Here is a 23,880-nt window from a genome sequence, read left to right as displayed (position 1 = left end):
CGCGGCGCATGGCTGTCATGCAGCCTTGTCCCCCACCACGGATGCCCTGCCCTTCCCCCTTTGCGGAATCTGGTCTATGGGAGGCCCCCAGATCAAAATGTCCGCGGCGGGCAACTGTCGCCAAGAAAGTCCAATCCGGTCCGTTCAAAGGACGCGTCCAACACACGCGTCCTTTTTCGTGCGACCGGACCAATGCGCGAGCCGCACGGAAACCGATGCCGAAACGCACAGACCTCTCGACCATCCTCATCATCGGCGCCGGCCCCATCGTCATCGGGCAGGCCTGCGAGTTCGACTATTCCGGCACCCAGGCGGTGAAGACCCTTCGCCAAGAAGGCTACCGGGTGGTGCTGGTGAACTCCAATCCGGCGACGATCATGACGGATCCGGATCTGGCCGATGCCACCTATATCGAGCCGATCACGCCCGAGATCGTGGCCAAGATCATCGCCAAGGAGCGGTACGCCGTCCCCGGCGGCTTCGCCCTTCTGCCGACCATGGGTGGCCAGACCGCGCTGAACTGCGCACTGTCGCTCAAGAAGATGGGCGTGCTGGAAGAGTTCGACGTCGAGATGATCGGCGCCACGGCCGAGGCCATCGACAAGGCCGAGGACCGGCAGCTCTTCCGCGACGCGATGACCAAGATCGGGCTCGACACCCCGCGCTCGATGCAGGTCAAGACGCTCGCCCAAGCGCTCGGCGCGCTGGATTATGTCGGCCTGCCGACCATCATCCGCCCCAGTTTCACCATGGGCGGTCAGGGTGGCGGCATCGCCTACAACAAAGCCGAGTTCATCGAGATCGTGGAGCGCGGCATCGACGCTTCGCCCACCAACGAGGTGCTCATCGAGGAGAGCGTGCTCGGCTGGAAGGAGTACGAGATGGAGGTCGTCCGCGACAAGGCGGACAACTGCATCATCATCTGCTCCATCGAGAACATCGACCCGATGGGCGTCCACACCGGCGATTCCATCACCGTCGCGCCGGCGCTGACGCTGACCGACAAGGAATACCAGATCATGCGCGATGCCTCGCTGGCGGTGCTGCGCGAGATCGGAGTGGAGACCGGCGGCTCCAACGTGCAGTTCGCGATCGACCCGGCCACCGGCCGGATGATCGTGATCGAGATGAATCCGCGCGTCTCGCGCTCCTCGGCGCTCGCCTCCAAGGCGACCGGCTTCCCGATCGCCAAGGTCGCAGCGCGCCTTGCCGTCGGCTACACGCTGGACGAGATCGCCAACGACATTACGGGCGGCGCGACCCCGGCCTCCTTCGAACCGACCATCGACTACGTGGTCACGAAGATTCCGCGCTTCGCCTTCGAGAAGTTCCCCGGCGCCGACCCCGTGCTGACCACCTCGATGAAGTCGGTCGGCGAGGCAATGGCCATCGGACGCACCTTCCAGGAATCGCTGCAGAAGGCGCTGCGTTCGCTCGAAACCGGCCTCACCGGCCTCGACGAGATCGAGATCGAAGGCCTAGGCCATGGCGACGACAAGAACGCCATCCGCGCCGCCATCGGAACGCCGACGCCCGACCGCCTGCTGAAGGTCGTGCAGGCGATGCGGCTCGGCTTCGACAACGAGACGATCCACACCGGCTGCAAGATCGACCCTTGGTTCCTCGAGCAGTTCCGCGGCATCGTCGACATGGAGGCGAAGGTCCGCGCCCACGGCCTGCCGCGCAATGCGGCGGCGCTGCGCAAGCTCAAGGCCATGGGCTTCTCCGACCAGCGCCTCGCCGTGCTGGCGAACATGACCGAGGAGGAGGTGCGCGGCCGCCGCCTCGCGCTCGGCGTGCGGCCCGTCTACAAGCGCATCGACACCTGCGCGGCCGAGTTCGCCTCCCCCACCGCCTATATGTACTCGACCTATGAGGCGCCCTTCTGCGGCGCGCCTGCGGACGAATCTCGCCCCTCCGACCGGAAGAAGGTCGCGATCCTGGGCGGCGGTCCGAACCGGATCGGCCAGGGCATCGAGTTCGACTATTGCTGCTGTCACGCCGCCTTCGCGCTGAAGGATGCCGGGTATGAGACCATCATGGTCAACTGCAACCCGGAAACCGTCTCGACCGATTACGACACCTCGGACCGACTCTATTTCGAGCCGCTGACCGCGGAGGACGTGATCGAGGTGCTGGAGCGCGAGAAGACCGCGGGCACGCTGCACGGCGTGATCGTGCAGTTCGGCGGCCAGACCCCGCTGAAGCTCGCCCGCGCGCTGGAGGAGGCCGAGATCCCGATCCTCGGCACCTCGCCGGATGCCATCGACCTCGCCGAGGACCGCGACCGCTTCAAGACGCTGCTGGACAAGCTGAAGCTGCGCCAGCCGGCCAATGGCATCGCCTATTCGGTGGAGCAGGCCCGGCTCGTCGCCGGCGACCTCGGCTATCCGTTGGTGGTGCGGCCCTCCTATGTGCTGGGCGGCCGGGCGATGCAGATCATCCACGACAACGGCCAGCTCGGCGACTATCTGCTCGACACGCTGCCGGGCCTCGTGCCGAACGACGTGAAGGCGCGCTACCCGAACGACAAGACCGGGCAGATCAACACCGTCCTCGGCAAGAATCCGCTGCTGTTCGACCGCTATCTGACCGATGCCACCGAGGTGGATGTCGACTGCCTGTCCGACGGCACCGACACTTTCATCTGCGGGATCATGGAGCACATCGAGGAAGCCGGCATCCATTCGGGTGATTCGGCCTGCTCGCTGCCGCCCCACTCGCTGACGAAGGAGATGATCGCGGCGCTGGAGAAGCAGACCCGCGACATGGCGCTGGCGCTGAAGGTCGGCGGCCTGATGAACGTGCAGTACGCCATCAAGGACGGCAAGATCTACGTGCTGGAGGTCAATCCCCGCGCCTCCCGCACCGTGCCCTTCGTCGCCAAGGTGATCGGCGAGCCGATCGCGAAGATCGCCTCTCGGGTGATGGCGGGCGAAACGCTGGCCAGCTTCGGCCTGACGCCCAAGCCGCTGAACCATGTGGCGGTGAAGGAAGCGGTGTTCCCCTTCGCTCGCTTCCCGGGCGTCGATACCGTGCTCGGCCCGGAAATGCGCTCCACCGGCGAGGTAATGGGCCTCGACGCCTCCTATGAGGTGGCGTTCGCCAAGAGCCAGCTCGGCGGCGGCACCAAGGTCCCGAAGTCGGGCACCGTGTTCGTCTCGGTGCGCGAGGACGACAAGCCCCGCATCGTGGAGAGCATCCGCCTGCTGAGCACGCTCGGCTTCAAGGTCATCGCGACCTCGGGCACCCAGCGCTACCTTGCCGAGCATGGCATCGAGAGTGCGAAGATCAACAAGGTGCTGGAAGGCCGGCCGCACATCGTCGACGCCATCAAGAACGGCGAGGTGCAGTTGGTGTTCAACACCACCGAGGGAGCGCAGGCGCTGGCGGACAGTCGCTCGCTTCGCCGCGCCGCCCTCTTGCATAAAGTGCCGTACTACACCACGCTGTCGGGAGCCGTCGCAGCCGCGCTCGGGATCAAGGCCTATATTGGCGGCGATCTTAAGGTGCGCGCGCTGCAGGACTATTTCGGCTCCGCAGATTCCTGAGCTCCGGCGGCGCAGGAAGCCGGGCGGCGCCCACACTGACATCGTGGCCATCGCGATGGACCTTCAGGCTGCCCCGAAAGGGGCCGCCGAAAAGGCCCACGCGAGGGCAACGTTTGCTTTTAGGGAGGTCCAGCGAGACCTATGGAAAAGATTCCGATGACCGTCGGCGGGCATGTCGCGCTCGAGGCGGAACTGAAACAGCGCCAGCAGATCGAGCGTCCGCGCATCATCTCCGCGATTTCCGAAGCGCGCGCCCATGGCGACCTGTCGGAAAATGCCGAATATCACGCCGCCAAGGAACAGCAGGCGCTCAATGAGGGCCGCATCGCCGACCTCGAGGACAAGCTGTCCCGTGCCGAGATCATCGACGTCGCCAAGCTGTCCGGCGATGTGGTGAAGTTCGGTGCCACCGTCACCCTCGTCGACGAGGACACCGAGGAAGAACGCCGCTGGCAGATCGTCGGCGACATGGAGGCGGACGCCAAGGCCGGCCGCATCTCCATCTCCTCGCCGATGGCCCGGGCGCTGATCGGCAAGAAACTCGGCACCTCGGTCGAAGTGGTGACGCCCAAGGGCGCGCGCTCCTACGAGATCACGGACGTGCGCTTCGTCTGAGCTTCCCCTGAGCGGTATCTGGCGCCCGGTTGCCGACCGGGCGTCCCACCTCCGAAGGGACTTCGCATGCCGGATCGTTCGCAGGCCCATTCCGCCGAGCCGGCCTCCGGCACGCGGCCCCGCGCCGCGGTGGACCTTTCGCGCATCGAGGCGATCGCTCCCAACTTCAAGCGTCGCCTCTCCGGCGTCACCGCCACGTTGGAGCGTGTGGTGCCTGCGCAAGGTCGGCATATCGGCATCGCGACGCTCGGCCCCGGCCTTTCGGGCGCCTTCCCTCACCTGCGCTGGCTCGACCTCGTGCGCCTCTGGCGTCGCCCCGCAAGTGGGCGCCCCCGCATCTGGCACGCAAGACGCAACGTCGAGATGCTGCCCGGCATCCTCCTGCGCGACGGGCTGCGCATGCCGCTGAAGCTGGTCTTCACCTCCGCCTCGCAGCGCCGCCACACCGGCTGGACCCGCTTCCTGATCCGGCGGATGGACGCCGTCATCAGCACGTCCTCGGCTACTGCGAACTATCTGGAGCGCCCCTCCACCATCATCCACCACGGCATCGACACCGAGCGCTTTCGGCCCGCGCCGGACCGCGCGCAAGCGCGCGCCGCGCTCGGCTTGCCGGACCTCAAGCTCATCGGCTGCTTCGGTCGCATCCGCCACCAGAAGGGGACGGATGTGTTCGTGGACGCGCTGATCGAGGTCCTGCCGGCCCGGCCGGACTGGGGTGGCGTCGTACTCGGCCGCGCCACGGGCACGCACGAGGTATTTCTCGCCGGGCTGAAGGAGAAGGTCGCGGCGGCGGGGCTGGCGGACCGCATCCTGTTTCCCGGAGAGGTGGCGACCGACGCCATCGCCGACTGGTATCCCGCCCTCGACCTCTATGTCGCACCGCAGCGCTGGGAAGGCTTCGGTGTAACGCCGCTGGAGGCCGCTGCTTGCGGGGTTCCGGTCATCGCCACGCTTGTCGGCGCCTTCCCGGAAATCGTCTCGGAAGGCCGCACCGGACGCCTCGTCCCGCCGGACAACGTCGCCTCCATGGCGACCACGATGGCGAGCTTCATGGATGCCGCGCCGGACCAGCAGGAAACCATGCGCTTCGCGGCACGTGAGGAGGCCCTCGCGGAGCACTCCATCGAGGAGGAAGCCCGCAGGATCAATGCGGTCTACGAGGCGGTCTGGCGCGCCTGAACGGCATGCGGTGCGCTGAGCCCGAGGATGGGTGCCACCGCCGCGCAGATCCGGTCGCGTGCATCGGTGGTGGGGATCGTGAGCCCGGTCAGCGTTCGCGCGAACTGCTCGGCGCTGACGCTCGCCAGCGGCAGGATGGCGAGGCTCGGCCCTGCCGCCATCGCCGCGATCGCCTCGTTGGCATAGCCGTCCTGCACCACGGCCGAACGCAGCCCGATGACCGGCCGCCTGGCGCTGAGCCCTTCGGCCAGCATGCTCATCGAATCCTCGGTCACGACGATCGCATCGGCACGGAACAGGTCGCCCGCCGACCCGACGCCAGCGCGGCGGAAGTCGATGAACTCGGCGATCCGTCCCTGCGCGGCCAGTCCGGCCAGCAGATCGGCCGCCTCGTCCGGCGTGCGGCGCGAGGTCGTCACCCGCCAGCGCACGCCATAACGCTCCGCCACCTCACCCACCAGCCGGGCAAGCCCCTGCCATTCGTTCAGCGGATATTCCTTGCGATAGGCGGTGCCTCCGACCAGCAGCGCGATTTCCGCCCCGCGCAGGTCCTCGACGGTGCGCAGCGGGCGCGCGGGCGGCAGCGCGTCGGGATCGACGATGTTCGGGATGAGCACCCAGGCCGAGCGTGGATTACCGGCGGAGCGTGGCGAGGCGACAAGCTGGAGGTCGACCTCGCGCGTGTCATAGCCGCCGATCTGTCCGGAGTAGAGAAACGGCACCTTGAAGATGCGCTTCAGGAAGATGCCGGCGCAGATGGTCGGCCGGCCGGAGCCGATGATGGCATCGGGCGGCTCCAGCATCGACGGATCGACATGGTACATCGCCTTGAGCCAATAGACCGGATCCCTGCCCCAGCGCCGCATGATGAGCTTGCGGATGTCGTCATGGGCGAACCAGCTTGGGCGAATGTCGAGCCGCGCGACCTCGATCGGCGCCATCCGCCCGATGGCGCGGGCGACGCCTTCGGCCTGGTTGAAATGCCCCGGCTTCTTGTCGCGCAGAACGAGCAGCTTCATGCGTGTCTTCCCTGTCCCGCCAGCCCAAGCGCGGCCTTGAGCCGGGCCATCCTGCGCTTCAGAGCCGCGACGCGCTTTGCGATCTTGCGCGACAGACGGCTTTTCAGTGGGGCGTTGGCGAAGGCACTGCGGGCACGGTAGCGCAGGAACAAATCCCGCGCCGGGTGGCGGCAATCGGTATAATTGGGCTTTTCCTGCCCGACGAAATGCACCACATGCGCCGCTTCCCAGACCTCCAGCGGGTCGTCGGCGCCGGAGGCTTTCCTGGGGCGGTGCATGTTCCAGGTCTCGCCGAGCGGGGCCCAGTCGCCTGCCACCGCGCCGTTGAGCGCATCCTGGTCCATCATCGGCAGGTCCGGTCGCGAGGCGGCAAAGGCAAAGACACGCTCGGTCAGGCCCGCCGCCCGCCAGCGGTCGAGGTCGATCAGCAGCACGCCGCTGTTGAAATAAGGCGTTGCGTCCGGCAGGCCGACCCGGCGGTTGCGCGCGATCCTCCGCTCGGGGGTCGCCGCATCTTCCACCGCGCCGAAGGCATGGCCACCAAGACCGAGCGTCTCCAGCGCATCGAGCGGATGGTTCACCACCGTGTCGCAGTCGAGATAGAGGAGCCGTCCCCTCTCCTGCGCCAGCATCATCGGCATGACGACGCGGGCATAGGCCGTGCGCGAGAGATGCCGGCTTACCGGCAGGCGCCCGAAACGGTCCAGCTCGGCATCGGTAAGGTCCAGGAAGGACAGCCCCTCGCGACCATAGCTTGCCGCGAGCTTCGCTTTATCCTGCGCCGAGACCCCGTCGCAGAACACCACGACCCGGCTCGCCTTTTCGCCGGCCTGCAGGGCCAGCGACGCGAGCAGCACGGCGGTCAGCTCGACATAGCCCGCATCCGTGGCCGTGGCGAGGATCATGTCGCCGGGCTCTCCATCGGCACGATGGCCGCGTCTTTGGACTGGCGCAGGGTCAGCGCCGTCTTCACATTGCGCACATTGGGCGCGCCGGTGAGCTCGTGCACGAAGTTCTGGAAGCTGCGCAGGTCCGGGGCGACACAGAGCAGGATGAAATCGGTCTCGCCGGAGAGCATCCAGCAGTCCCGCACCAGCGGCCAGCGCTCGACCCGCTCGGCGAAGGCGGTGAGGTCGGCCTCTGCCTGACTCACGAGATGCACCATGGCGAAGGCCATCAGGTCGAAGCCGAGCTTCTTTTCGTCGAGAAGGGCGCGGTAGCCCTTGATGAAGCCTTCCTCCTCCAGCGAACGCACCCGGCGCAGGCAGGGCGGCGCGGAGATTCCCACCCGTCGCGACAGCTCGACATTGGTGATGCGGCCATCCGCCTGCAGTTCGCGCAGGATGTTCGCGTCGATGTCGTCGATTCGCCGTACCACGCAAGGCTCCCTTTTGGCCGCCCGGCCGTGGGGTCGGCGGCGCGCGCACCATACTGGACGGGGTGCCCAGCGCAATAATCTTTCACAGATCGGCGCCAATCACCGCTTCTTCTCTGAACAAGTGACGCTGGAGAACCGCGCCGCTTGCAGAGGAGACACCGCGCTCCTACATTTTCGCATGGCTGCGTGCCACCCTTCGCAGTCTGTCCGCTGAACGAATCAAGCGTCCCTGTCCCTTGCGGGCCCGGGCCTCGCCGAAGAGATCGCCATGTCCGCCTCCCCCGCTCCGCAACATGTCAAGGTGCTGATCATCGGATCGGGTCCAGCGGGCTACACCGCGGCGATCTATGCCGCCCGCGCCATGCTGGAGCCGGTGCTGATCCAGGGCATCCAGCCGGGCGGGCAACTCACCATCACCACCGATGTCGAGAATTATCCCGGCTTCGCCGATCCCATCCAGGGTCCGTGGCTGATGGAGCAGATGCAGGCGCAGGCCGAGCATATGGGCACGCGCATCGTCACCGACCTCGTGACGAAGGCGGACCTGTCGAGCCGGCCGTTCCGGCTGGAGACGGATTCCGGGCAGATCTGGCTGGCGGAAACGCTCATCCTCGCGACCGGCGCACAGGCGCGATGGCTGGAGCTGCCGTCGGAGCAGGCCTATCGCGGCTTCGGCGTTTCCGCCTGCGCGACCTGCGACGGCTTCTTCTATCGCGGCAAGGAGGTCATCGTGGTCGGCGGCGGCAACACCGCGGTCGAGGAGGCTCTGTTCCTTACGAATTTCGCCTCCAAGGTCACGTTGATCCACCGCCGCGACCATCTACGCGCCGAGCGTATCCTGCAGGAGCGGCTGTTCGCCCACCCCAAGGTCGAGGTGGTGTGGAACACGGCTCTGCACGAGGTCGTCGGCGAGCAGGAGCCGCCGAAGGTGAAGTCCGTCGCCCTGAAGAATGTCGAGACCGGCGCGGTGACGCATCGCGCGGTGGACGGCGTCTTCATCGCCATCGGCCACGCTCCGGCGACCGAACTGGTGCAAGACCAGCTCAAGCTGAAGCCTTCCGGCTATGTCTGGACGGCGCCTTATTCCACCGCCACCTCGGTCGAGGGTGTGTTCGCCGCCGGCGACGTGGCGGACGACGTCTATCGCCAGGCGATCACTGCGGCGGGCATGGGGTGCATGGCGGCTCTCGAGGCCGAGCGTTTCCTCGCCGCGCGCGAGCCGCTCGCCCAGGCGGCCGAATAGGGGACAGCGGGGCGCAGCATGGATTCGCCGAGGTCGCGAGCGGGCGGCATGGACTGGGACAAGCTCAAGGTGTTCCACGTCGCCGCCGAAGCCGGATCGTTCACCCACGCGGGCGAGGCGCTTGGCCTTTCGCAATCCGCGGTGAGCCGGCAAGTCTCTGCGCTTGAACAGGAATTGAACATTCCGCTGTTCCACCGCCACGCCCGTGGCCTGATCCTTACCGAGCAGGGCGACCTGCTCTATCGCACCGCCCACGAAGTCTTCATGAAGCTGGAGGCGGCACGGGCGAAGCTGACGGACAGCCGCGAGAAGCCGAATGGCGAATTGCGCGTCACCACCACCATGGGCCTCGGTACCCATTGGCTGACGGCGCGGATCGGTGAATTCCTGGAGCTCTATCCCGACATCCGCATCACGCTGATCCTGACAGACGAGGAGCTCGATCTCGCCATGCGCGAGGCCGATGTCGCCATCCGCCTGCGCCAGCCGGTGCAGCCGGACCTCATCCAGCGCAAGCTCTTCACCGTGCACTTCCACGCCTTCGCGTCCGCCGACTATCTGAAGCGCAACGGCCATCCACGCACGCTGGACGAGCTGGAAAAGCATCGCATCATCCTGCTGGGCGGCCCGATTCCCTCTTATTTCCAAGCCCTTAACTGGCTTGAACGTGCTGGCCTCGAAGACGGTCAGGAGGGGCGCGTGCCTGCCCTTTCCGTCAATAACGTGCTCGGCCTCAAGCGCGCGGTGGAGCGGGGCGTCGGTATCGGCATCGTGCCGGACTACCTGCTTGAAGACAGCGCGACCCTGGTTCAGCTCTTCAATGAGCGCCCGACCCCGACGCTGGAAGCGTATTTCGTCTACCCGCAGGAAATGCGCTCCGTAGCGCGCATCCAGGTGTTCCGCGACTTCCTCGTCGCCAAGGCACAGCGCTGGAGCTTCTAGGCTCAAGCTATTGTCTTGGAAAGACTTTCTACCGCGCAGCCGCGATGGCGGGGGCGATGTCGGCCGCGACATACTCCGCGGCGCGGCGCCAGCCTTCGTCTGTATCGCCGCGAAAGCTGAGCCAGCGCTCTGCGATTAGGCGGCCGGTCGCGACATCCAGCACGCCGACACGCATGCTCAATATGAGCGTGCTCATTTTGTGGACACCACATACCAGCACCAGAGCCGCGCCCTTCTGTCGCGCCCGCTCGCGCAGAGCCGCGACGCCCGGCTGGTCCACCTCGCAACCGTCGGCCGGACAGGAGAGCGCGACGACCTCCGCGGGCACCGCCCGCGCCAATGCCTGCCGCAGCGTTTCCGCGACCGTTTTCAGCCGTTCCCGATGCGCCGCCTGCTGGTTGCCCGGCTCGCCCGACGAGTCGGCGAAACCGGGATCGGCCACGGCGAGAAGTGTTGTGGATGCAAGGACATGGCGGGGAACAGCAACTCCGCCGGATGCCAGTGAAACGGCAACCAGCAGGGCACGGCATGACACGCGAAGCGGCAGGACCGCCATCGAATCCTCCAGGCATCTCGGGGGGTCGGGAGACATGCTAGGCGCATTTGCCGAAGCTCGCGCGGCACCCGGTTACGGCGCACCGCACGCGCTGCACTGCGGGAGGATGAAAAGTTCCATCCCAGCCGCCCCTTAGGTGCATGCCTGCCATGCGGGCATATGCGATTGAGTTTTGCACGTGCGATAGGCATAAAGGTGGGGAGCTGTAGCGACTGCTTCAGCTGTTCCCCTCTGGAAGGTTGCCGCGCAAGCGGCAGAAACTTTATGCCGGGCTCCGCAAGGACGCCCGGCTTTTTCTTGCCCAAATCGACGGTGCAGTCAGTCCGGTGTGGTGGACGATGAGTCCAGCCACCGCTCCATCAGCCTCGTCGCCGCCGCCTCCGATCCGATGAGGGTATCGGCAGGGGCACGGCCGAAGGCCGGCCCCATTCCCCACCGTCATGCCTGCGCCACCAGCGTCGCCTCCGCCGGCCGCCACTCCATCGGCACATGGCCGGGTGACCCGGCGACACGATCGAGCCACCCCCGCACGGCGGGGAAGCCGGCGAGGTCGAACTCGCCTTCCTGTGCAACATGGGTGTTGGCATAGAGCGCGAGGTCGGCGATGGTCCGCCGCTCAGCCACGAAGAAGCGCCGCCGTGCGAGATGGCGCTCCATCACCCCGAGCGCCGCATAGCCGTCCTCCTGCCAGCGGTCGATGTCGTGGGTGCGCAGGTCGCGCCCGCCCTTCACCAGCGCCAGCCAATGCCGGGCCGCGCCGATGCTGGTGGCGTGGCTGTGCTGCTCGAAGAACATCCAGCGCAGCACCTCGGCGCGCTCGAGGCGGTCATCGGGCAGGAAAGGCGTGCCCTCGGCGAGATAGGCGAGGATCGCATCCGATTCGGCGAGGAAGCGCCCGCCCGGCAGTTCCAGCAGCGGCACCCGGCCTTCCGGGTTCTTCAGCAGGAAATCCGTCGTCCGGTTCTCGCCGCGGAACAGGTCGATGTCGATGTGGCGGAAAGGAATGCCGAGAAGCGCCAGCATCAGGCGAACCTTGTAGCAATTGCCCGAACTCTGGGTGGCGTGAAGCTTCAGCACGGCGAAAATCCCGAAGAAGGAGGCGAAACCCCGGCAATGACGGCTGTCATACCCTGCGGGCAGGGCCTCGCGGCACATCCCGCGATACCGCAGCGGAACACCGCAGCCGCGACACCATAATGCAGCGGAACAGCCGCCGGCAGGTGGGGAATCGCTTGCCCCGGCGCAAGGGCTCGACTAGTTGTCGCGCGCAAAACGCGCGTGGCCGGTGCCATTCGGCGGCGCGGCTTGCGCGACATGCATGCCCTCAGCGCGGATCGAGCGATCCGCCGCACACCCACGTCGAGGAGACCGGGCCGATGAGCCTCCTGTCCGCCGCCATGAACCGCATCCAGCCTTCCGCCACGATCGCCATTTCCAACAAGGCGCGTGAGCTGAAAGCCGCGGGGCGCGATGTGATCGCGCTGGCGGCCGGCGAGCCGGACTTCGAGACCCCGGACAACATCAAGGACGCCGCGATCAAGGCGATCCGCGACGGCCAAACCCGCTACACCGCGGTGGACGGCATCCCGGAGCTGAAGGCGGCGATCGTCGCCAAGTTCAAGCGCGAGAACGGCCTCACCTACAAGCCGAGCCAGATCACGGTCGGCACGGGCGGCAAGCAGGTGCTGTTCAACGCGCTGGTCGCGACGGTGGATGTCGGCGACGAAGTCATCATCCCGGCGCCCTATTGGGTCAGCTACCCGGATATCGTCCAGTTCGCCGGCGGCACCGTGGTGCCGGTCGAGACGAAGCTGGAAGACAATTTCAAGCTGAAGCCGGAGGCCCTCGAGGCAGCCATCACCCCGAAGACCAAGTGGCTGATCTTCAACTCGCCCTCCAACCCCTCGGGCGCCGCCTATTCGCGCGCGGAGATGAGGGCGCTCACCGACGTGCTGGTGAAGCACCCCCAGGTGCTGATCCTCACCGACGACATGTATGAGCACCTCGTCTATGACGGGTTCGAGTTCGTGACCCCGGCGCAGGTCGAGCCTTCGCTCTACGACCGCACGCTCACCATGAACGGCGTCTCCAAGGCCTATTGCATGACCGGCTGGCGCATCGGCTATGCCGGCGGCCCGGAGAAGCTGATCAAGGCGATCGGCACGCTGCAGTCGCAGTCCACCTCGAACCCCAACTCCATCGCCCAGTGGGCGGCGGTCGAGGCGCTGAACGGCCCGCAGGACTTCATCGCCGCCAATAACGAGGTGTTCAAGGAGCGCCGCGACCTCGCGGTCTCGATGCTGAACCAGGCCTCCGGCATCACCTGCCCGAAGCCGGAAGGCGCGTTCTACGTGTACCCGTCCTGCGCGGGCGTGATCGGCAAGACCACCGCCGGCGGTAAAAAGATCGCGACCGACGAGGATTTTGCCACCGAACTTCTCGACGCCGAGGGCGTTGCGGTGGTGCATGGGTCTGCCTTCGGTCTCGGACCCGCGTTCCGCATCTCCTATGCGACGGCCACCAAGGACGTCGAGGAGGCCTGCCTGCGCATCCAGCGCTTCTGCGGCTCGCTGCGCTGACCGGCCGAGACCCGGGACGACGCATCGCCCTTCGGCCGGCCGGGGCCAACCCGGCCGGTTCCGGTTCCACCAGGAACCAAACCGGACGGCCGCACCACGACGGCCGCCTGACTCAGGAGAGAACCATGTCGCGTTCGAACTTCGTCCGTTCCGCCGTGATCGCGCTTGCCGCCGCCGGCACGCTTGCGGCCCCGGCGCTGGCCCAGCCGCTGCGCACCACCATCCACAAGGCGCCCCACTACACGGCGGCCCCCCCGGTTCCCGGCACCGCCGCCGGCACCCTCACCTGCGTCGGCTCGCCCTCCAACGGCCTGCTCATCGGCTCGCACCGCACGCTGAGCTGCACCTTCACCGATACCCGCGGCGTGCCCCACCCCTATCAGGGCACCATCAGCCGCTACGGCCTCGATGTCGGCTTCACCGGCCAGAACGTCCTGGTGTGGAGCGTGCTCGCCCCCACCCGCGCGCTCGGCCCGGATTCGCTCTCCGGCAATTATGCCGGCGTGTCGGGCAGCGTCGCGGTCGGCGTCGGCCTCGCCGGCAACGTGCTGTTCGGCGGCTCCAACGACACCATCGCGCTGCAGCCCTTCTCCGGCGAGAGCATGACCGGCCTCAACCTCGCCGTCGGCGTGGGCGACCTGCGCCTGCGCGCGCTCTGACCGCGCCCTGGCATGGGGCGCCGGCTCGTCCGGCGCCCGCCTTTCCGAACGGCCCCGCGGCACACGCTGCGGGGCCGTTCGTCGTTTCGGGGGCGCGCGGAGCACACAACTCCACGCCGCCATCCCCTCACCCGGCCCCGCCGTGCACGACGAGTTGATGGTCGGCCACGCTACAACCGCCGCGTCCGGACGTATCTTCTCGCCGAGCCGATGGAGATACCCATGCTGATCCGCCGCCCGCCGAGCTGGCACCTGCCGGAAAACGCCGCCACGCCGGAGGCCGTCTATGTCTCCCGCCGCGAAGCCCTTGGCGCCGGGGTCGGACTCCTGGCGGGGCTGGCCGGGTTTTCGGGCATCCGCCCCGCGCAGGCCCAGCAGGCCGGGGATCCGGACGGGGATCCGACACGCGACCTCTATCCGGCCAAACGCAACCCGGCCTACACGCTGGACCACCCGGTGACGCCGGAGAAGGTGACCGCCAACTACAACAATTTCTACGAATTCGGCTCCGACCAGATGAACTACCATGTCGCCGACATCGCCGCGAAGATGCCGCGCCGGCCGTGGACGGTGAAGATCGACGGGCTGGTGGAAACCCCGCGCGAGGTAGGCATCGACGACATCATCCGCGCGATGACGCTCGAAGAGCGGCTCTACCGCCACCGCTGCGTCGAGGCGTGGTCGATGGCGGTGCCGTGGACCGGCTTTCCGCTCAAGCAGTTCGTCGCCTGGGCGAAGCCGCTCTCGGGGGCGAAATATGTGCGCATGGAAACCTTCGTGAACCCGAAGGTCGCGCCGGGGCAGAAGCGGTTCTTCTACCCGTGGCCCTATGTCGACGGCCTCACCATGGCGGAAGCGACCAACGACCTCGCCTTCATGGTTACCGGCGTCTATGGCAAGCCGGCGCCGAACCAGTATGGCGCGCCGCTGCGGCTCGCGCTGCCGTGGAAATACGGCTTCAAGTCGGTGAAGTCGATCGTGCGCATCTCCTTCGTCGCCGAGCGGCCGGTGGGGCTGTGGGAGCAGGTGCAGGGCGCCGAATACGGCTTCTGGGCCAATGTGAACCCCGAAGTGCCGCACCCCCGCTGGAGCCAGGCCAGCGAGCGCGACATCGGCACCGGCGAGCGCCGACCGACTCTCCTCTACAACGGCTATGCCGAGCAGGTGGCCGGGCTCTACAAGGATCTCGGAAACGAGAAGCTGTTCATGTGAGGCGGGCGGCACGGGTCGCGGCACACAAGGGTTAACATAACGTTAACATCCTGACTCGGCTTGGAAATAGTCGAAGCCTCGCCCCGAAATGGCCTTGAAATGGCAGCCTCTCGCCCAAGTCGCGACCAGCCGTGGCCCCGTTCGGCGGCGAACCTGCCCTCATCGCATCGGACCCATATGTCCCTCGCAGAGGAGGCCGCCATGACAGAGCTGATCATCCGCCGCCGCGACGCTGCCCGCACCGGTCGCGGACGCCTGCGCCATGCCGTCATGGAAGCCGGCGTGGTCCTCTCGCTCACCTTCGCCATCGTGGCGGTGATCTGCGCCTTCGGGCTCGACGGCGCGGGCGCCAGCGAGCTCCATGCGGTGGCAGGCGAGGCCGGCGGGCAGATGACGATGGGCGTTGTGCTGCTCTCGATCTTCGCCGGCATGTGCGTGCTCACGACCTTCATGCTGCGCCACACCATCTCCCGCACGCCCCAGCTCAGCCCGGTGCGCCGTCGCCCGCGCGAGGGTTGAGCCCCACGCCATCGCGCGCGCCGCCCGGCCCGGCCCTTCTCCCCCGACCGCCGGTATCCGGCGGGTTTCCTCGCCTCGCCCCGGTCGGCTCCATGCCGACCGGGTTTTTCTTTGTCACGGTCTTGTCACGCCGTGCCGGTGGGCGGCGGGCACGCTCTGTGCTTTAAGGCTGCGACGCAACGTCATGCGGAGCCTGCCCCGTGAGCCGACCGCCCTTCGCCCCACTGTCCCTGCCCTCGCGCCGCCGCATCCTTGCCGGGCTCGGCCTGCTGGCGGGGGCGCCGCTGCTGCCGCGCGCGGCCGCGGCGCAGGATGCCGGCCCCCTGCGGGTCCCCTCCTCCGCGGGGCCGATCAGCGTCGAGACGGTGACCGGCGGGCTCGAAAACCCGTGGGGCCTCGCCTTCCTGCCCGACGGCCGCGCGCTGGTGACGGAGCGGCCGGGGCGGCTGCGCATCGTCGCCACCAGCGGCACCCTCTCCGCCCCGGTGGCGGGCGTCCCCCCGGTCTTCGCGCAGGGACAGGGTGGCCTGCTCGATGTCGCGCTCGGACCGGATTTCGCCGATAGCGGCCACGTCTATCTCAGCTATGCCGAACCGCGCGAGGGCATCTCCGGCACCAGCGTCGCCCGCGGACGGCTGGTGGAGGAGGCCGGCAACGCCCGGCTGGACGGGGTCGAGGTCATCTTCCGGCAGGAGCCCGCGGTGAGCGGGTCGAGCCACTATGGCTCGCGCCTCGTCTTCGGTCGCGACGGCACGCTGTTTGTCACGCTCGGCGACCGCTTCTCGCAGCGCGACAAGGCGCAGGACCTGTCCAACCATCTCGGCAAGATCGTGCGCATCGGCGCCGACGGCAGCGGGCCGAAGGACAACCCCTTCGTGCGCATGCCGGGCGCCCGCCGCGAAATCTGGAGCTATGGCCACCGCAACGTGCAGGGCGCTGCGCTCGACCCCGCCACCGGGCGGCTCTGGACCGTGGAGCACGGCGCGCGGGGCGGCGACGAGCTGAACCACCCGGAGGCCGGACACAATTACGGCTGGCCCACCATCAGCTACGGCGTCGACTATTCCGGCGCCAAGATCGGCGAGGGAACGCAGAAGGACGGGCTGGAGCAGCCGGTCCATTACTGGGACCCCTCCATCGCTCCATCGGGGCTGGTCTTCTATACGGGAGAGGCCTTCCCGGCGTGGAAGGGTGACCTCTTCCTCGGCGCGCTGGCCGGCATGAAGCTGGTGCGCCTGCGGCTCGATGCCGACAAGAATGCGGTGATCCAGGAGGAAAGCCTGCTCGAAACGCTCGGCGTGCGCATCCGCGACGTCGCCCAGGGCACCGACGGCGCGCTCTATGTGCTCACCGACGAGACGTCGGACGCGCGTCTGCTGCGCCTGTCGCCGGCGGCGTGAGGCACCGGGAGCGGGTGCGGTGGCCCCGTCTCGCTGGCAGCAGGAAGCGCGGATGAGGATCGAGGTGGAGTGCCGCATCGAGGCGCCGATCGACGCGATCTGGCGGGCCTTCAACGATCCGGCGGACATCGTCCGATGGGATGCCTCGGAGGACTGGCGCGTCATCGAGGCCTCGAACGACCTGCAGGTCGGCGGACAGCTCCGGCTGCGAATGGCAGCGGGCGCGGTGGCGGCCGATGGCGACGCGGAGAGCGAGCTCGTCGCGCTCTATACCCGCATCGAGCCGGGGCGGCTGATCGAATGGCGCATGGGGGACGGCCGCCATGTCAGCGTGGCCTTCCTCGCCACGGGCGCCACCACGCTCCTGCAACAGAGCTTCGATGCGGAAGAGGGCATCGCCCCGGAGGTCCAGCGGCAGGACTGGCAGACGGTCCTCGACCGCTTTGCCGGCTATGTGACGGCACGGAGCGGCGCATAGCGTTGCATCGTCCCAGCAGGACACCGGCCATGCGCCCGCCGACGCCCCGCTGTCCATTTGCCGGTGCCCGCCCTAGACTAAGGGGAACACGGGGAGGCGCAGCGTGGACGACAGGACGATTCTCGCCGGAAAGTGTCATTGCGGCACGGTGCGCTTCGAGGTGACGCTCGACGATGGCTTCGCCTCGATCCGGCGCTGCACCTGCTCCTATTGCCGGATGCGCGGCGCGGTGGTCGTCTCGTCCGAGGCGGGCGCGATCCGCATCCTCGCAGGTGAAGACGCGCTGACGAGCTATCGCTTCAACACCGGCGTTGCGCAGCATTTCTTCTGTTCGTGCTGCGGGATCTACACCCATCACCAGCGCCGCTCGAACAACAGCCAGTATGGCGTGAACGTCGCGTGCCTCGACGGCGTCAGTCCGTTCGACTTTGCCGAGGTCCCGGTTTCCGACGGCGTCAACCACCCCAGCGACACCGGCCGGCCAGCGCGCCTGGCCGGCACATTGCGCTTCGTTCCGTCGACATAGGCGCGCGGCCCCTGCCCTCTCCCGGCACGGACAGGCGCGGCGCATGAATGCCGCCTGACTGTCGCCGCGGACGCGGCCTCAGAACTTGTGGAAGATGAAGAAAGCGCCGGCGGCGATGAAGGAGAAGCCCACGAGGTGATTCCAGCCCAGCGGCTCCTTCAGATAGAGCACCGAGAAGGCGGCGAAGACCAGCAGGGTGATGACCTCCTGCATGGTCTTGAGCTGGGCGGCCGAATACACCGCCGAGCCGAATCGGTTCGCCGGAACGGCAAGGCAATATTCGAAGAAGGCGATGCCCCAGCTCACGACGATCACGAGCAGCAGCGGCGCACTCTTGTATTTGAGGTGGCCGTACCAGGCGAAGGTCATGAAGACGTTCGAGGCGAACAGCAGGACGATCGGGGTCAGGGCAGGCGGGAGGAAGCCGGGCATCGGGGCTCCGTGACATGGCGGTTCGGGATCGGGACGGGACAGCGCGAGGGCGCGCCTCATCCATAACGCAGCTTGAGCGACAGAATACCGATCACAAGAACGAGCGAAGCCGCGTTCGCGGCGATGACCGGCACCGAGCCGATCAGCAGGCCGTAGACCAGCCACAGCGCAACCCCGGCGGCGAGCGCGGCATAGGCGACGAATGAGAGGTCACGGGTCTCGCGGGTGCGGAGCAGCTTCACGGTCTGCGGCAGCCAGCACAGCGTTGTGAGCACGGCAGCGAGGCTGCCGATGATCTCGGTCTGAAGGGACGTCACGACCCGCTTCTCCTGATGGGATGCACCGTGCTCCCATGAGGTTCCGTGGCTGTCAATCGGGCGGGCGCGGCCCTGCGCTCACATCTCGGCCCAGTGCCGTAGCAGATTGTGATAGACATTCGCCAGCGACAGCACCGCCGGATCGTCGTCGGGCAGTTTGCCCCGCGCGTCGATGATCGCCATGTCGAGATCGTAGAGCATGGTGCGCTGTTCGCCGGAGCGGATCATCGACTGGGTCCAGAAGAACGAGGCCCAGCGGCTGCCGCGGGTGATGACGTTTACGCTGTGCAGGCTGGTGGCGGGATAGACCACCGCATGGCCCGCCGGCAGCTTCACCTCCTGCGTGCCGTAGACATCCTCGATGACCAGTTCGCCGCCGTCATACTCGTCCGGGTCGGTCAGGAAGACGGTGGTGGAGACGTCCGCGCGCATCCGCATGCCGGCGCCCGGCACCGAGCGGATCGCGCCGTCGACATGGGCGCCGAAGGTCATGCCGACATCGTAGCGGTTGAACATCGGCGGCAGCACGCGCAGCGGCATGGCGGCCGAGGTGAATGTCGGGTTGCGGCCCAGCGCATTGAGGATGAGGTCGCCGAGTTCCAGCGCCTCGGGGGAATCGGTCGGGATCTGGAGATTGCGCTTGGTGAGCGCGGCCTGCGCCCCCGCCGTCACCCGTCCGTCGACCCAGCGCGAGCCTTCCAGCACGCGGCGGCAATGGGCGACTTCGTCCGGGGTGAGCAGGTCGGGAATGGCGATCAGCATGGCGGGATCCGATAAAAAAGCGGGAAAGCCGGGGGTGCCGGCTTTCCCGAAGTCGGTCATTGGTCGGGGAAGAAAGGCCCTGCGCCGGTTCCATCCAACACAGGGAGAGCGGTCTGGTGCCGGGAAAACCCGGCGGGGACGAGAAGCCCGGTGCCGAGAAAACCCGGCACCGGGGGGAGCAGACTTCAGAACGTCACGCCCATGGAAAGCGTGAAGGTGCGGCCCGAACCGGGCACGGCACGGTTGCCGAAGCCCTGCGCGTAGTTAAGCTCGTCGGTAAGGTTGTAGGCATTGAGCGCGACCCGGTACTTATCCCAGGAGTAGGAGACAAGAGCATCCAGCGAGAACGTCTCGGGGATGATCGCGGTGTTCGCACTGTTGGTGTAGTATTCGTCGGCATAGGTGACGCCGGCTCCGACCAGAAGCTTGCCCGGAAGCGAACGGATGACATTCTTGGTCAGGTCGTAGGTCGTCCACAGGGTGAAGTTGTTCGGCGAAACGAACGCGACTTCCTTGCCCGTGCTGGTGCCCGATGTGACTTCGCTGTCGTAATAGGCATAGCCGGCCTGCACGCTCCACGCATCGGTGATCATGCCGGTCACGCCGAGCTCGACGCCTTGCACGCGCTGGGCCTCGCCTGCGGAAACCGCGTCGCCGGTGTTCGGGTCGGTGTAGAAGACGTTGCTCTTCTCCACCCGGAACAGCGTGCCCGTGAGGCCGAGACGGCCCTCGAACAGCGAGATCTTGGCACCGACTTCCCAAGTGTCGTTGTCCTCGGGGTCGAGGTTCGGCTGAGCCGAATTGACGACCGTGACGTCGTTCGCGGGGAACGAGCCCTGCGGCGTGAACGACTTGGCGTAGGAGACGTAGTAGGTCTGCTCCTTCGTGGGTTCCCAGATAGCCGCGAATTTCGGGCTCCAGAAGTCGGTATTGGCGTCGGCATGGGCCCAGGTCGAGCCGTTCCAGTAGGTGTAGTCGCTCGAATAGGTGTCGTAGCGGGTGCCTGCCATGAAGGAGATCTGTTCGGTGATCCACATCCGGTCGCTGACGAACAGGCCGAGATCGGTCGCGTCCGACTTGCGCACACCGTTGCTGGCGAGCGGGTTGCTGTAGAGCGAATAGCCCGTGGTGTTGCCGAACACCGGATTCCAGATGGTCGAGGTGCCCTTGGAGCCGCTCACCGAGATCAGCGTGCGGTCGGAACTGACCGTGTACATGTCGAGGCCAGCGACCAGTTCATGGCGCAGGAAGCCGGTGTTGAATTTCGCGATCGCAGTGGTGACGTTCTGACCCGACCAGGTCTCCTGATCGAAGCCCGGATTGCCGCCGCCAAAGGTGATCGCCGGGTCCAGCCCGTCGAAGAACTGGCCGGTGCAGCTCGCATTGTAGGCGGCAAGCGTCGTTCCCGTGCCGCAGCCCGGAACCGTGGTCGCGAATTCGCGGGTGTAGTAGCCGACGCGGCTGTCATTGGTGATGGTCAGCCAGTCGTTCACCTCACGCTTGTAGTTGGCGGTGAACATGTTGGCGTCGGTGATGTCCTTGTCGGTGGTCTTTCCGTAGAAGGTCGAGCGCGGCACGCCGAATTCGGTCACCGGCCGGCCCAGCTTGCCGAAGGTCGCGACGTCATTGAAGCCGGGGGTCACGATCGGCACGCCATAATCGGGCGTCCGGTCGCCGTGCTGGTAGAGATAGTTGAAGGTGAGCGTCTGGTCGGTGCCGAGGCCGAAGGCCAGCGAGGCCATGACGCCGTAGCGGTCATTGGACACGTGGTCGCGGTCGGCGATGTCCTGCTCGTTGAACATCGCGACGATGCGGAAGGCGGTGGTGGCGTCGATCTGCTTGTTGAGGTCGACCACGCCGCGATACAGCATTCCGGTGCCGATCTGGCCCTCGAAATCGTATTTGTCGCCCAGATGAGCCTGCTTCAGCGTCGAGTTGATGACGCCGCCTGTGGTACCGAGTCCGAAGCCTTCCGACGACGGGCCCTTGAGGACCTGCACATTCTCATAGGCGAAGCTGTCGCGGGTGTAGACGCCGAAGTCACGCAGCCCGTTGACGAAGATGTCGCCCTTCGCCTGGAAGCCGCGGATGCGGAACTGGTCGCCATTCATGCCGCCGCCGCCCTCGCCGATCGAGACGGTGACGCCGGGCACGTTGCGCAGTGCCTGGTCGAGCGTGGTGATGCCCTGTTCCTGCATCTGCTGCTGCGAGATCACCTGCACCACCTGCGGCGTGTCCTGCACCGTGCCGGGCAGGCGCGAAATGCCGGTGGAGGCTTCCAGCGTGTTGGCTGCCGCGCCCTCGCCTTCCACGGTCACGACCGGAAGCTCTTCCGTGCCGGACGTCGTCGCTGTCGTTGCCTGCTGCGCCAGGGCGTCGGCGAACGGGATTGCCGAAAGGGTGACGGCAAGACCGGCCGTCAATGCCGCGTTCGGATTGGTTGTTCGCAGCGACCTCAAAGTCTTCATGGCCCCAAATACCCCACATTCATCATTATCCATCGCGGTGTAGGGCACCGGTCTAAACGCATGCAAACGCTATATTTTTGATATGTTCTAAGATAAACCCCTACCTCAAGGGCCCCTTGATATACCTTTTAATTATTAAAAGATGAATCGTACCAAAAACGTCTTTTTTTCCGTTGTTTTATCTAGAACGACCCCCGCGATGAGCTGACCAAATCGGAACTGTGGCGGTTTAGCCACATTTTGCACTTAGATGACGGTACGACATGCATGATGCCTGGATCACCTACCCCGCGTTGAAGCGGCTCGGCCCCGAAGGCCTTGCCGAACGCATGGCGCGAAGCCCGGAAGAAGCCGCGCGGTGGGTGGAAGGTGCGGCACTGAATGGAATCATCGGCGCGCAGATCGCTTTCGGGCAGATGCTGGTGGACGGCTTCGGCGTCGCCCGCGATCCCGCCGCGGCGCTGCGCTGGTTCACGATCGCGGCGAAGGCCGGCGATGCCGACGCCGTCACCATGCTGGGACGGGCGCATGAATTCGGCTGGGGCGTGCCGGCCGATGCCGCGCAGGCCGCGGTGCATTATCGCGAAGCCGCCGCCCGTGGCCATGCCTGGGCGCAGTTCAACCTCGGCACGCTGCTGCTGAACGGCACCGGCGTTCCGCAGGACCCTCGCGCGGCGCTGGATCTTTTCGTGCGTGCCGCCCGCCAGCGCCAGCCCAAGGCGATGTCGATCCTAGGCCGCTACCGCGAGCAGGGCTGGTGCCATCCGCCCCGTCCGGCCACCGCAGGGCGGCAGGCCCTCGCCTGGTATCGCCGCGGCGCCGAAGGCGGGGATTATCGCGGTCAGTTCGACTATGCCCGGCTGCTGACCCTGGCCGGCCATGGCGAAGCGGCGCTGCCCTGGTTCGCGCGGGCGGTGGAAGAGGGCGTGCCGGTGTTCTGCCGCCAGGTGGGCGCGGGGCTCGCCGAGAGCGGAGTGCCGGAACTGGAACGCATCGCGCTGCGGGCGCTGGAGCGTGCCTGCGGGACCGGCGAGCCGCAGGATCTCGATGCCTATGCCGGCGCCCTCGCCGCCGGCCTCGGCGGGACACCGCAGCCGGAGGAAGCCGCCCGGCTGGCCGCGCAGGCCCGGGAGATCGAGCGCCGCACCGCAGAGCGCGAGGCCGTGCGCCCCGCGGTCTCGCGGCCGGCGCGGCGCCTTGCTTTGCCGCAGCGCCTCCTCTGGCGGTTCCGGCGCTGGATCGACCGCGCCTGAGGAGCGACGCCTGAAGCCCTCTCCGCTCGTGAGGAACAGCGTTTCGGCCGCTCTAGATCCGCCCGTCCGCCCAGGCGGTGAACTCGCGGGTCAGGCGGCGAAAATCCCAGAACGCCGCCGCCACCAGAAAGGCCGGCACCAGCGCAAGGGCGAAGGAAAGCCCCTGCGAGACATCCATGGCGTTGCGGGCGAAATCATAGGCGGTGTAGCCGACCAGCAGGGTGAGCAACGCCGCGGTAAGCGCATAGATCCGCCCCGGCAGTCGCATGATGGCAATCGCGAGCAGCAGCGTCGCGACGATGGCGATGGCTCCCGCAAAACCCCAGCCGAGCGAGAACAGCGTCGCCATCCACCGTCCGATCATGGTCGCCACGATGACCAGCACCAGCGCCACCGCCGCCCCGGCCCGCGGCCGCAGGATGGAGGACCGCCGGCGCGCCGGGCGCGCGGGCGCCGGTGCCGGCGTCGCCGCGCTGCGTGAAGGTTCGCCCGCAGCATATCCGTTCCGCGGCTCGTGCTCGCTCATTGCCGTTCCCCTGCGCTCGCCCGGCACGGTCATCTGCCAGTCACAACCCGCACGATCACTCAAGTGCCGCATCCCGCGCCCGCGCGCAATATGACGGCGCCGCATCGAGCCGGGAAATACCGGCGGCCTGTGCCGGATCGGACAGCGCACTTGACGCAACGTCGGGCAGAACCATTTCGTCAGGACCGTCGGCATGTTTCCGCAGCGATGGCATGCTTCACCGGTTCTTGAGGATCCCCTCCTATCCTCCCACCCGATCGCCG

Annotated in this window: 23 protein-coding genes; 13 read left to right on the top strand and 10 right to left on the bottom strand. The window is 67.0% G+C overall.

The genetic code is table 11. The annotated features are described in order from the left end of the window. Positions 1–215: 215 nt before the first annotated feature. From carB to MWN34_RS07565, 3 genes are all read left to right on the top strand, one after another. A complete protein-coding gene (carB, locus tag MWN34_RS07575) occupies positions 216–3,551 on the top strand; it encodes a carbamoyl-phosphate synthase large subunit (protein WP_247028166.1) in 3,336 nt (1,111 codons plus the stop codon). 141 nt (positions 3,552–3,692) lie between these two features. After that, complete coding sequence (gene greA, locus MWN34_RS07570; RefSeq protein ID WP_247028164.1) at positions 3,693–4,166, top strand: transcription elongation factor GreA; 474 nt, start codon at positions 3,693–3,695, stop codon at positions 4,164–4,166. A gap of 66 nt (positions 4,167–4,232) precedes the next feature. Beyond that, the gene (locus MWN34_RS07565; RefSeq protein WP_247028162.1) at positions 4,233–5,348 is read left to right on the top strand and encodes a glycosyltransferase family 4 protein; all 1,116 of its coding nucleotides are present in this window, start codon (positions 4,233–4,235) and stop codon (positions 5,346–5,348) included. On the opposite strand, the gene MWN34_RS07560 is transcribed toward MWN34_RS07565, so the two are convergent. The 3 genes from MWN34_RS07560 to MWN34_RS07550 are packed head-to-tail and all read right to left on the bottom strand — an operon-like array spanning position 5,324 to position 7,745. Then, positions 5,324–6,367 carry an ELM1/GtrOC1 family putative glycosyltransferase gene (locus MWN34_RS07560; protein WP_247028160.1) on the bottom strand — a complete coding sequence of 348 codons (1,044 nt, stop codon included), beginning with the start codon at positions 6,365–6,367 and terminating at the stop codon, positions 5,324–5,326. The two genes, MWN34_RS07565 and MWN34_RS07560, sit on opposite strands and share 25 nt — an antisense overlap. After that, complete coding sequence (locus MWN34_RS07555; RefSeq protein WP_247028158.1) at positions 6,364–7,272, bottom strand: glycosyltransferase family 8 protein; 909 nt, start codon at positions 7,270–7,272, stop codon at positions 6,364–6,366. The genes MWN34_RS07560 and MWN34_RS07555 overlap by 4 nt, the downstream gene beginning before the upstream one ends. Further along, positions 7,269–7,745, bottom strand: coding sequence for an Lrp/AsnC family transcriptional regulator (locus tag MWN34_RS07550; protein WP_247028156.1), 477 nt, complete (start codon positions 7,743–7,745; stop codon positions 7,269–7,271). The genes MWN34_RS07555 and MWN34_RS07550 overlap by 4 nt, the downstream gene beginning before the upstream one ends. A 268-nt stretch (positions 7,746–8,013) precedes the next feature. Here MWN34_RS07550 and trxB point away from each other — a divergent pair, with 268 nt between their 5' ends. Together trxB and MWN34_RS07540 are read left to right on the top strand one after the other, a co-directional pair. Beyond that, positions 8,014–8,988 carry a thioredoxin-disulfide reductase gene (trxB, locus tag MWN34_RS07545; protein WP_247028154.1) on the top strand — a complete coding sequence of 325 codons (975 nt, stop codon included), beginning with the start codon at positions 8,014–8,016 and terminating at the stop codon, positions 8,986–8,988. A gap of 48 nt (positions 8,989–9,036) precedes the next feature. Next, positions 9,037–9,930 (top strand): LysR family transcriptional regulator, encoded by an 894-nt coding sequence (locus MWN34_RS07540; protein WP_247028366.1) that lies wholly within the window; start codon positions 9,037–9,039, stop codon positions 9,928–9,930. Positions 9,931–9,958: 28 nt separating this feature from the next. Here MWN34_RS07540 and MWN34_RS07535 read toward each other — a convergent pair whose 3' ends face one another. Together MWN34_RS07535 and MWN34_RS07530 are read right to left on the bottom strand one after the other, a co-directional pair. Then, complete coding sequence (locus MWN34_RS07535; RefSeq protein WP_247028152.1) at positions 9,959–10,486, bottom strand: DUF2380 domain-containing protein; 528 nt, start codon at positions 10,484–10,486, stop codon at positions 9,959–9,961. 438 nt (positions 10,487–10,924) lie between these two features. After that, the gene (locus MWN34_RS07530; RefSeq protein WP_247028151.1) at positions 10,925–11,563 is read right to left on the bottom strand and encodes a glutathione S-transferase family protein; all 639 of its coding nucleotides are present in this window, start codon (positions 11,561–11,563) and stop codon (positions 10,925–10,927) included. A 299-nt stretch (positions 11,564–11,862) separates the two neighbouring features. Between MWN34_RS07530 and MWN34_RS07525 the strand changes: the two genes are divergently transcribed. The 7 genes from MWN34_RS07525 to MWN34_RS07495 all read left to right on the top strand — a co-directional run bounded on the left by MWN34_RS07525 (position 11,863) and on the right by MWN34_RS07495 (position 17,859). Further along, entirely contained in the window at positions 11,863–13,065 is a 1,203-nt protein-coding gene (locus MWN34_RS07525) for a pyridoxal phosphate-dependent aminotransferase (protein WP_247028149.1), read from the top strand. A gap of 125 nt (positions 13,066–13,190) precedes the next feature. After that, entirely contained in the window at positions 13,191–13,724 is a 534-nt protein-coding gene (locus MWN34_RS07520) for a DUF992 domain-containing protein (protein ID WP_247028148.1), read from the top strand. 222 nt (positions 13,725–13,946) lie between these two features. Then, positions 13,947–14,936 carry a protein-methionine-sulfoxide reductase catalytic subunit MsrP gene (gene msrP / locus MWN34_RS07515; RefSeq protein WP_247028147.1) on the top strand — a complete coding sequence of 330 codons (990 nt, stop codon included), beginning with the start codon at positions 13,947–13,949 and terminating at the stop codon, positions 14,934–14,936. Positions 14,937–15,137: 201 nt separating this feature from the next. Further along, positions 15,138–15,455, top strand: coding sequence for a hypothetical protein (locus MWN34_RS07510; protein WP_247028146.1), 318 nt, complete (start codon positions 15,138–15,140; stop codon positions 15,453–15,455). Between the two features lie 200 nt (positions 15,456–15,655). Then, positions 15,656–16,855 carry a PQQ-dependent sugar dehydrogenase gene (locus MWN34_RS07505; protein WP_425532069.1) on the top strand — a complete coding sequence of 400 codons (1,200 nt, stop codon included), beginning with the start codon at positions 15,656–15,658 and terminating at the stop codon, positions 16,853–16,855. A gap of 52 nt (positions 16,856–16,907) precedes the next feature. Continuing rightward, on the top strand, positions 16,908–17,333 hold the full coding sequence (locus tag MWN34_RS07500) for an SRPBCC domain-containing protein (RefSeq protein ID WP_247028145.1): 426 nt from the start codon (positions 16,908–16,910) through the stop codon (positions 17,331–17,333). A gap of 103 nt (positions 17,334–17,436) precedes the next feature. Further along, positions 17,437–17,859, top strand: a complete 423-nt coding sequence (locus MWN34_RS07495; RefSeq protein WP_247028144.1) for a GFA family protein — start codon at positions 17,437–17,439, stop codon at positions 17,857–17,859. 78 nt (positions 17,860–17,937) lie between these two features. Here the strand turns inward: MWN34_RS07495 and MWN34_RS07490 are convergent, their stop codons facing one another. The 4 genes from MWN34_RS07490 to MWN34_RS07475 all read right to left on the bottom strand — a co-directional run bounded on the left by MWN34_RS07490 (position 17,938) and on the right by MWN34_RS07475 (position 21,838). Further along, positions 17,938–18,291 (bottom strand): DMT family protein, encoded by a 354-nt coding sequence (locus tag MWN34_RS07490; protein WP_247028143.1) that lies wholly within the window; start codon positions 18,289–18,291, stop codon positions 17,938–17,940. A gap of 56 nt (positions 18,292–18,347) precedes the next feature. Beyond that, positions 18,348–18,608: a SemiSWEET family sugar transporter gene (locus MWN34_RS07485; RefSeq protein ID WP_247028141.1), complete on the bottom strand. Its 261-nt coding sequence runs from the start codon at positions 18,606–18,608 to the stop codon at positions 18,348–18,350. Positions 18,609–18,686: 78 nt separating this feature from the next. Beyond that, a complete protein-coding gene (locus MWN34_RS07480) occupies positions 18,687–19,370 on the bottom strand; it encodes a Fe2+-dependent dioxygenase (RefSeq protein WP_247028139.1) in 684 nt (227 codons plus the stop codon). 185 nt (positions 19,371–19,555) lie between these two features. Then, positions 19,556–21,838, bottom strand: coding sequence for a TonB-dependent receptor (locus MWN34_RS07475; RefSeq protein WP_247028137.1), 2,283 nt, complete (start codon positions 21,836–21,838; stop codon positions 19,556–19,558). 263 nt (positions 21,839–22,101) lie between these two features. On the opposite strand from MWN34_RS07475, the gene MWN34_RS07470 reads away from it, so the two are divergent. After that, positions 22,102–23,091: a tetratricopeptide repeat protein gene (locus MWN34_RS07470; protein WP_247028135.1), complete on the top strand. Its 990-nt coding sequence runs from the start codon at positions 22,102–22,104 to the stop codon at positions 23,089–23,091. Positions 23,092–23,143: 52 nt separating this feature from the next. Here the strand turns inward: MWN34_RS07470 and MWN34_RS07465 are convergent, their stop codons facing one another. Further along, entirely contained in the window at positions 23,144–23,680 is a 537-nt protein-coding gene (locus MWN34_RS07465; RefSeq protein ID WP_247028133.1) for a hypothetical protein, read from the bottom strand. Positions 23,681–23,880: the final 200 nt, after the last annotated feature.

It is taken from the genome of Ancylobacter crimeensis, from assembly GCF_023016805.1.
Classification (GTDB): Bacteria; Pseudomonadota; Alphaproteobacteria; order Rhizobiales; family Xanthobacteraceae; genus Ancylobacter; species Ancylobacter crimeensis.
This window is presented reverse-complemented; position numbering and strand designations above follow the sequence as displayed.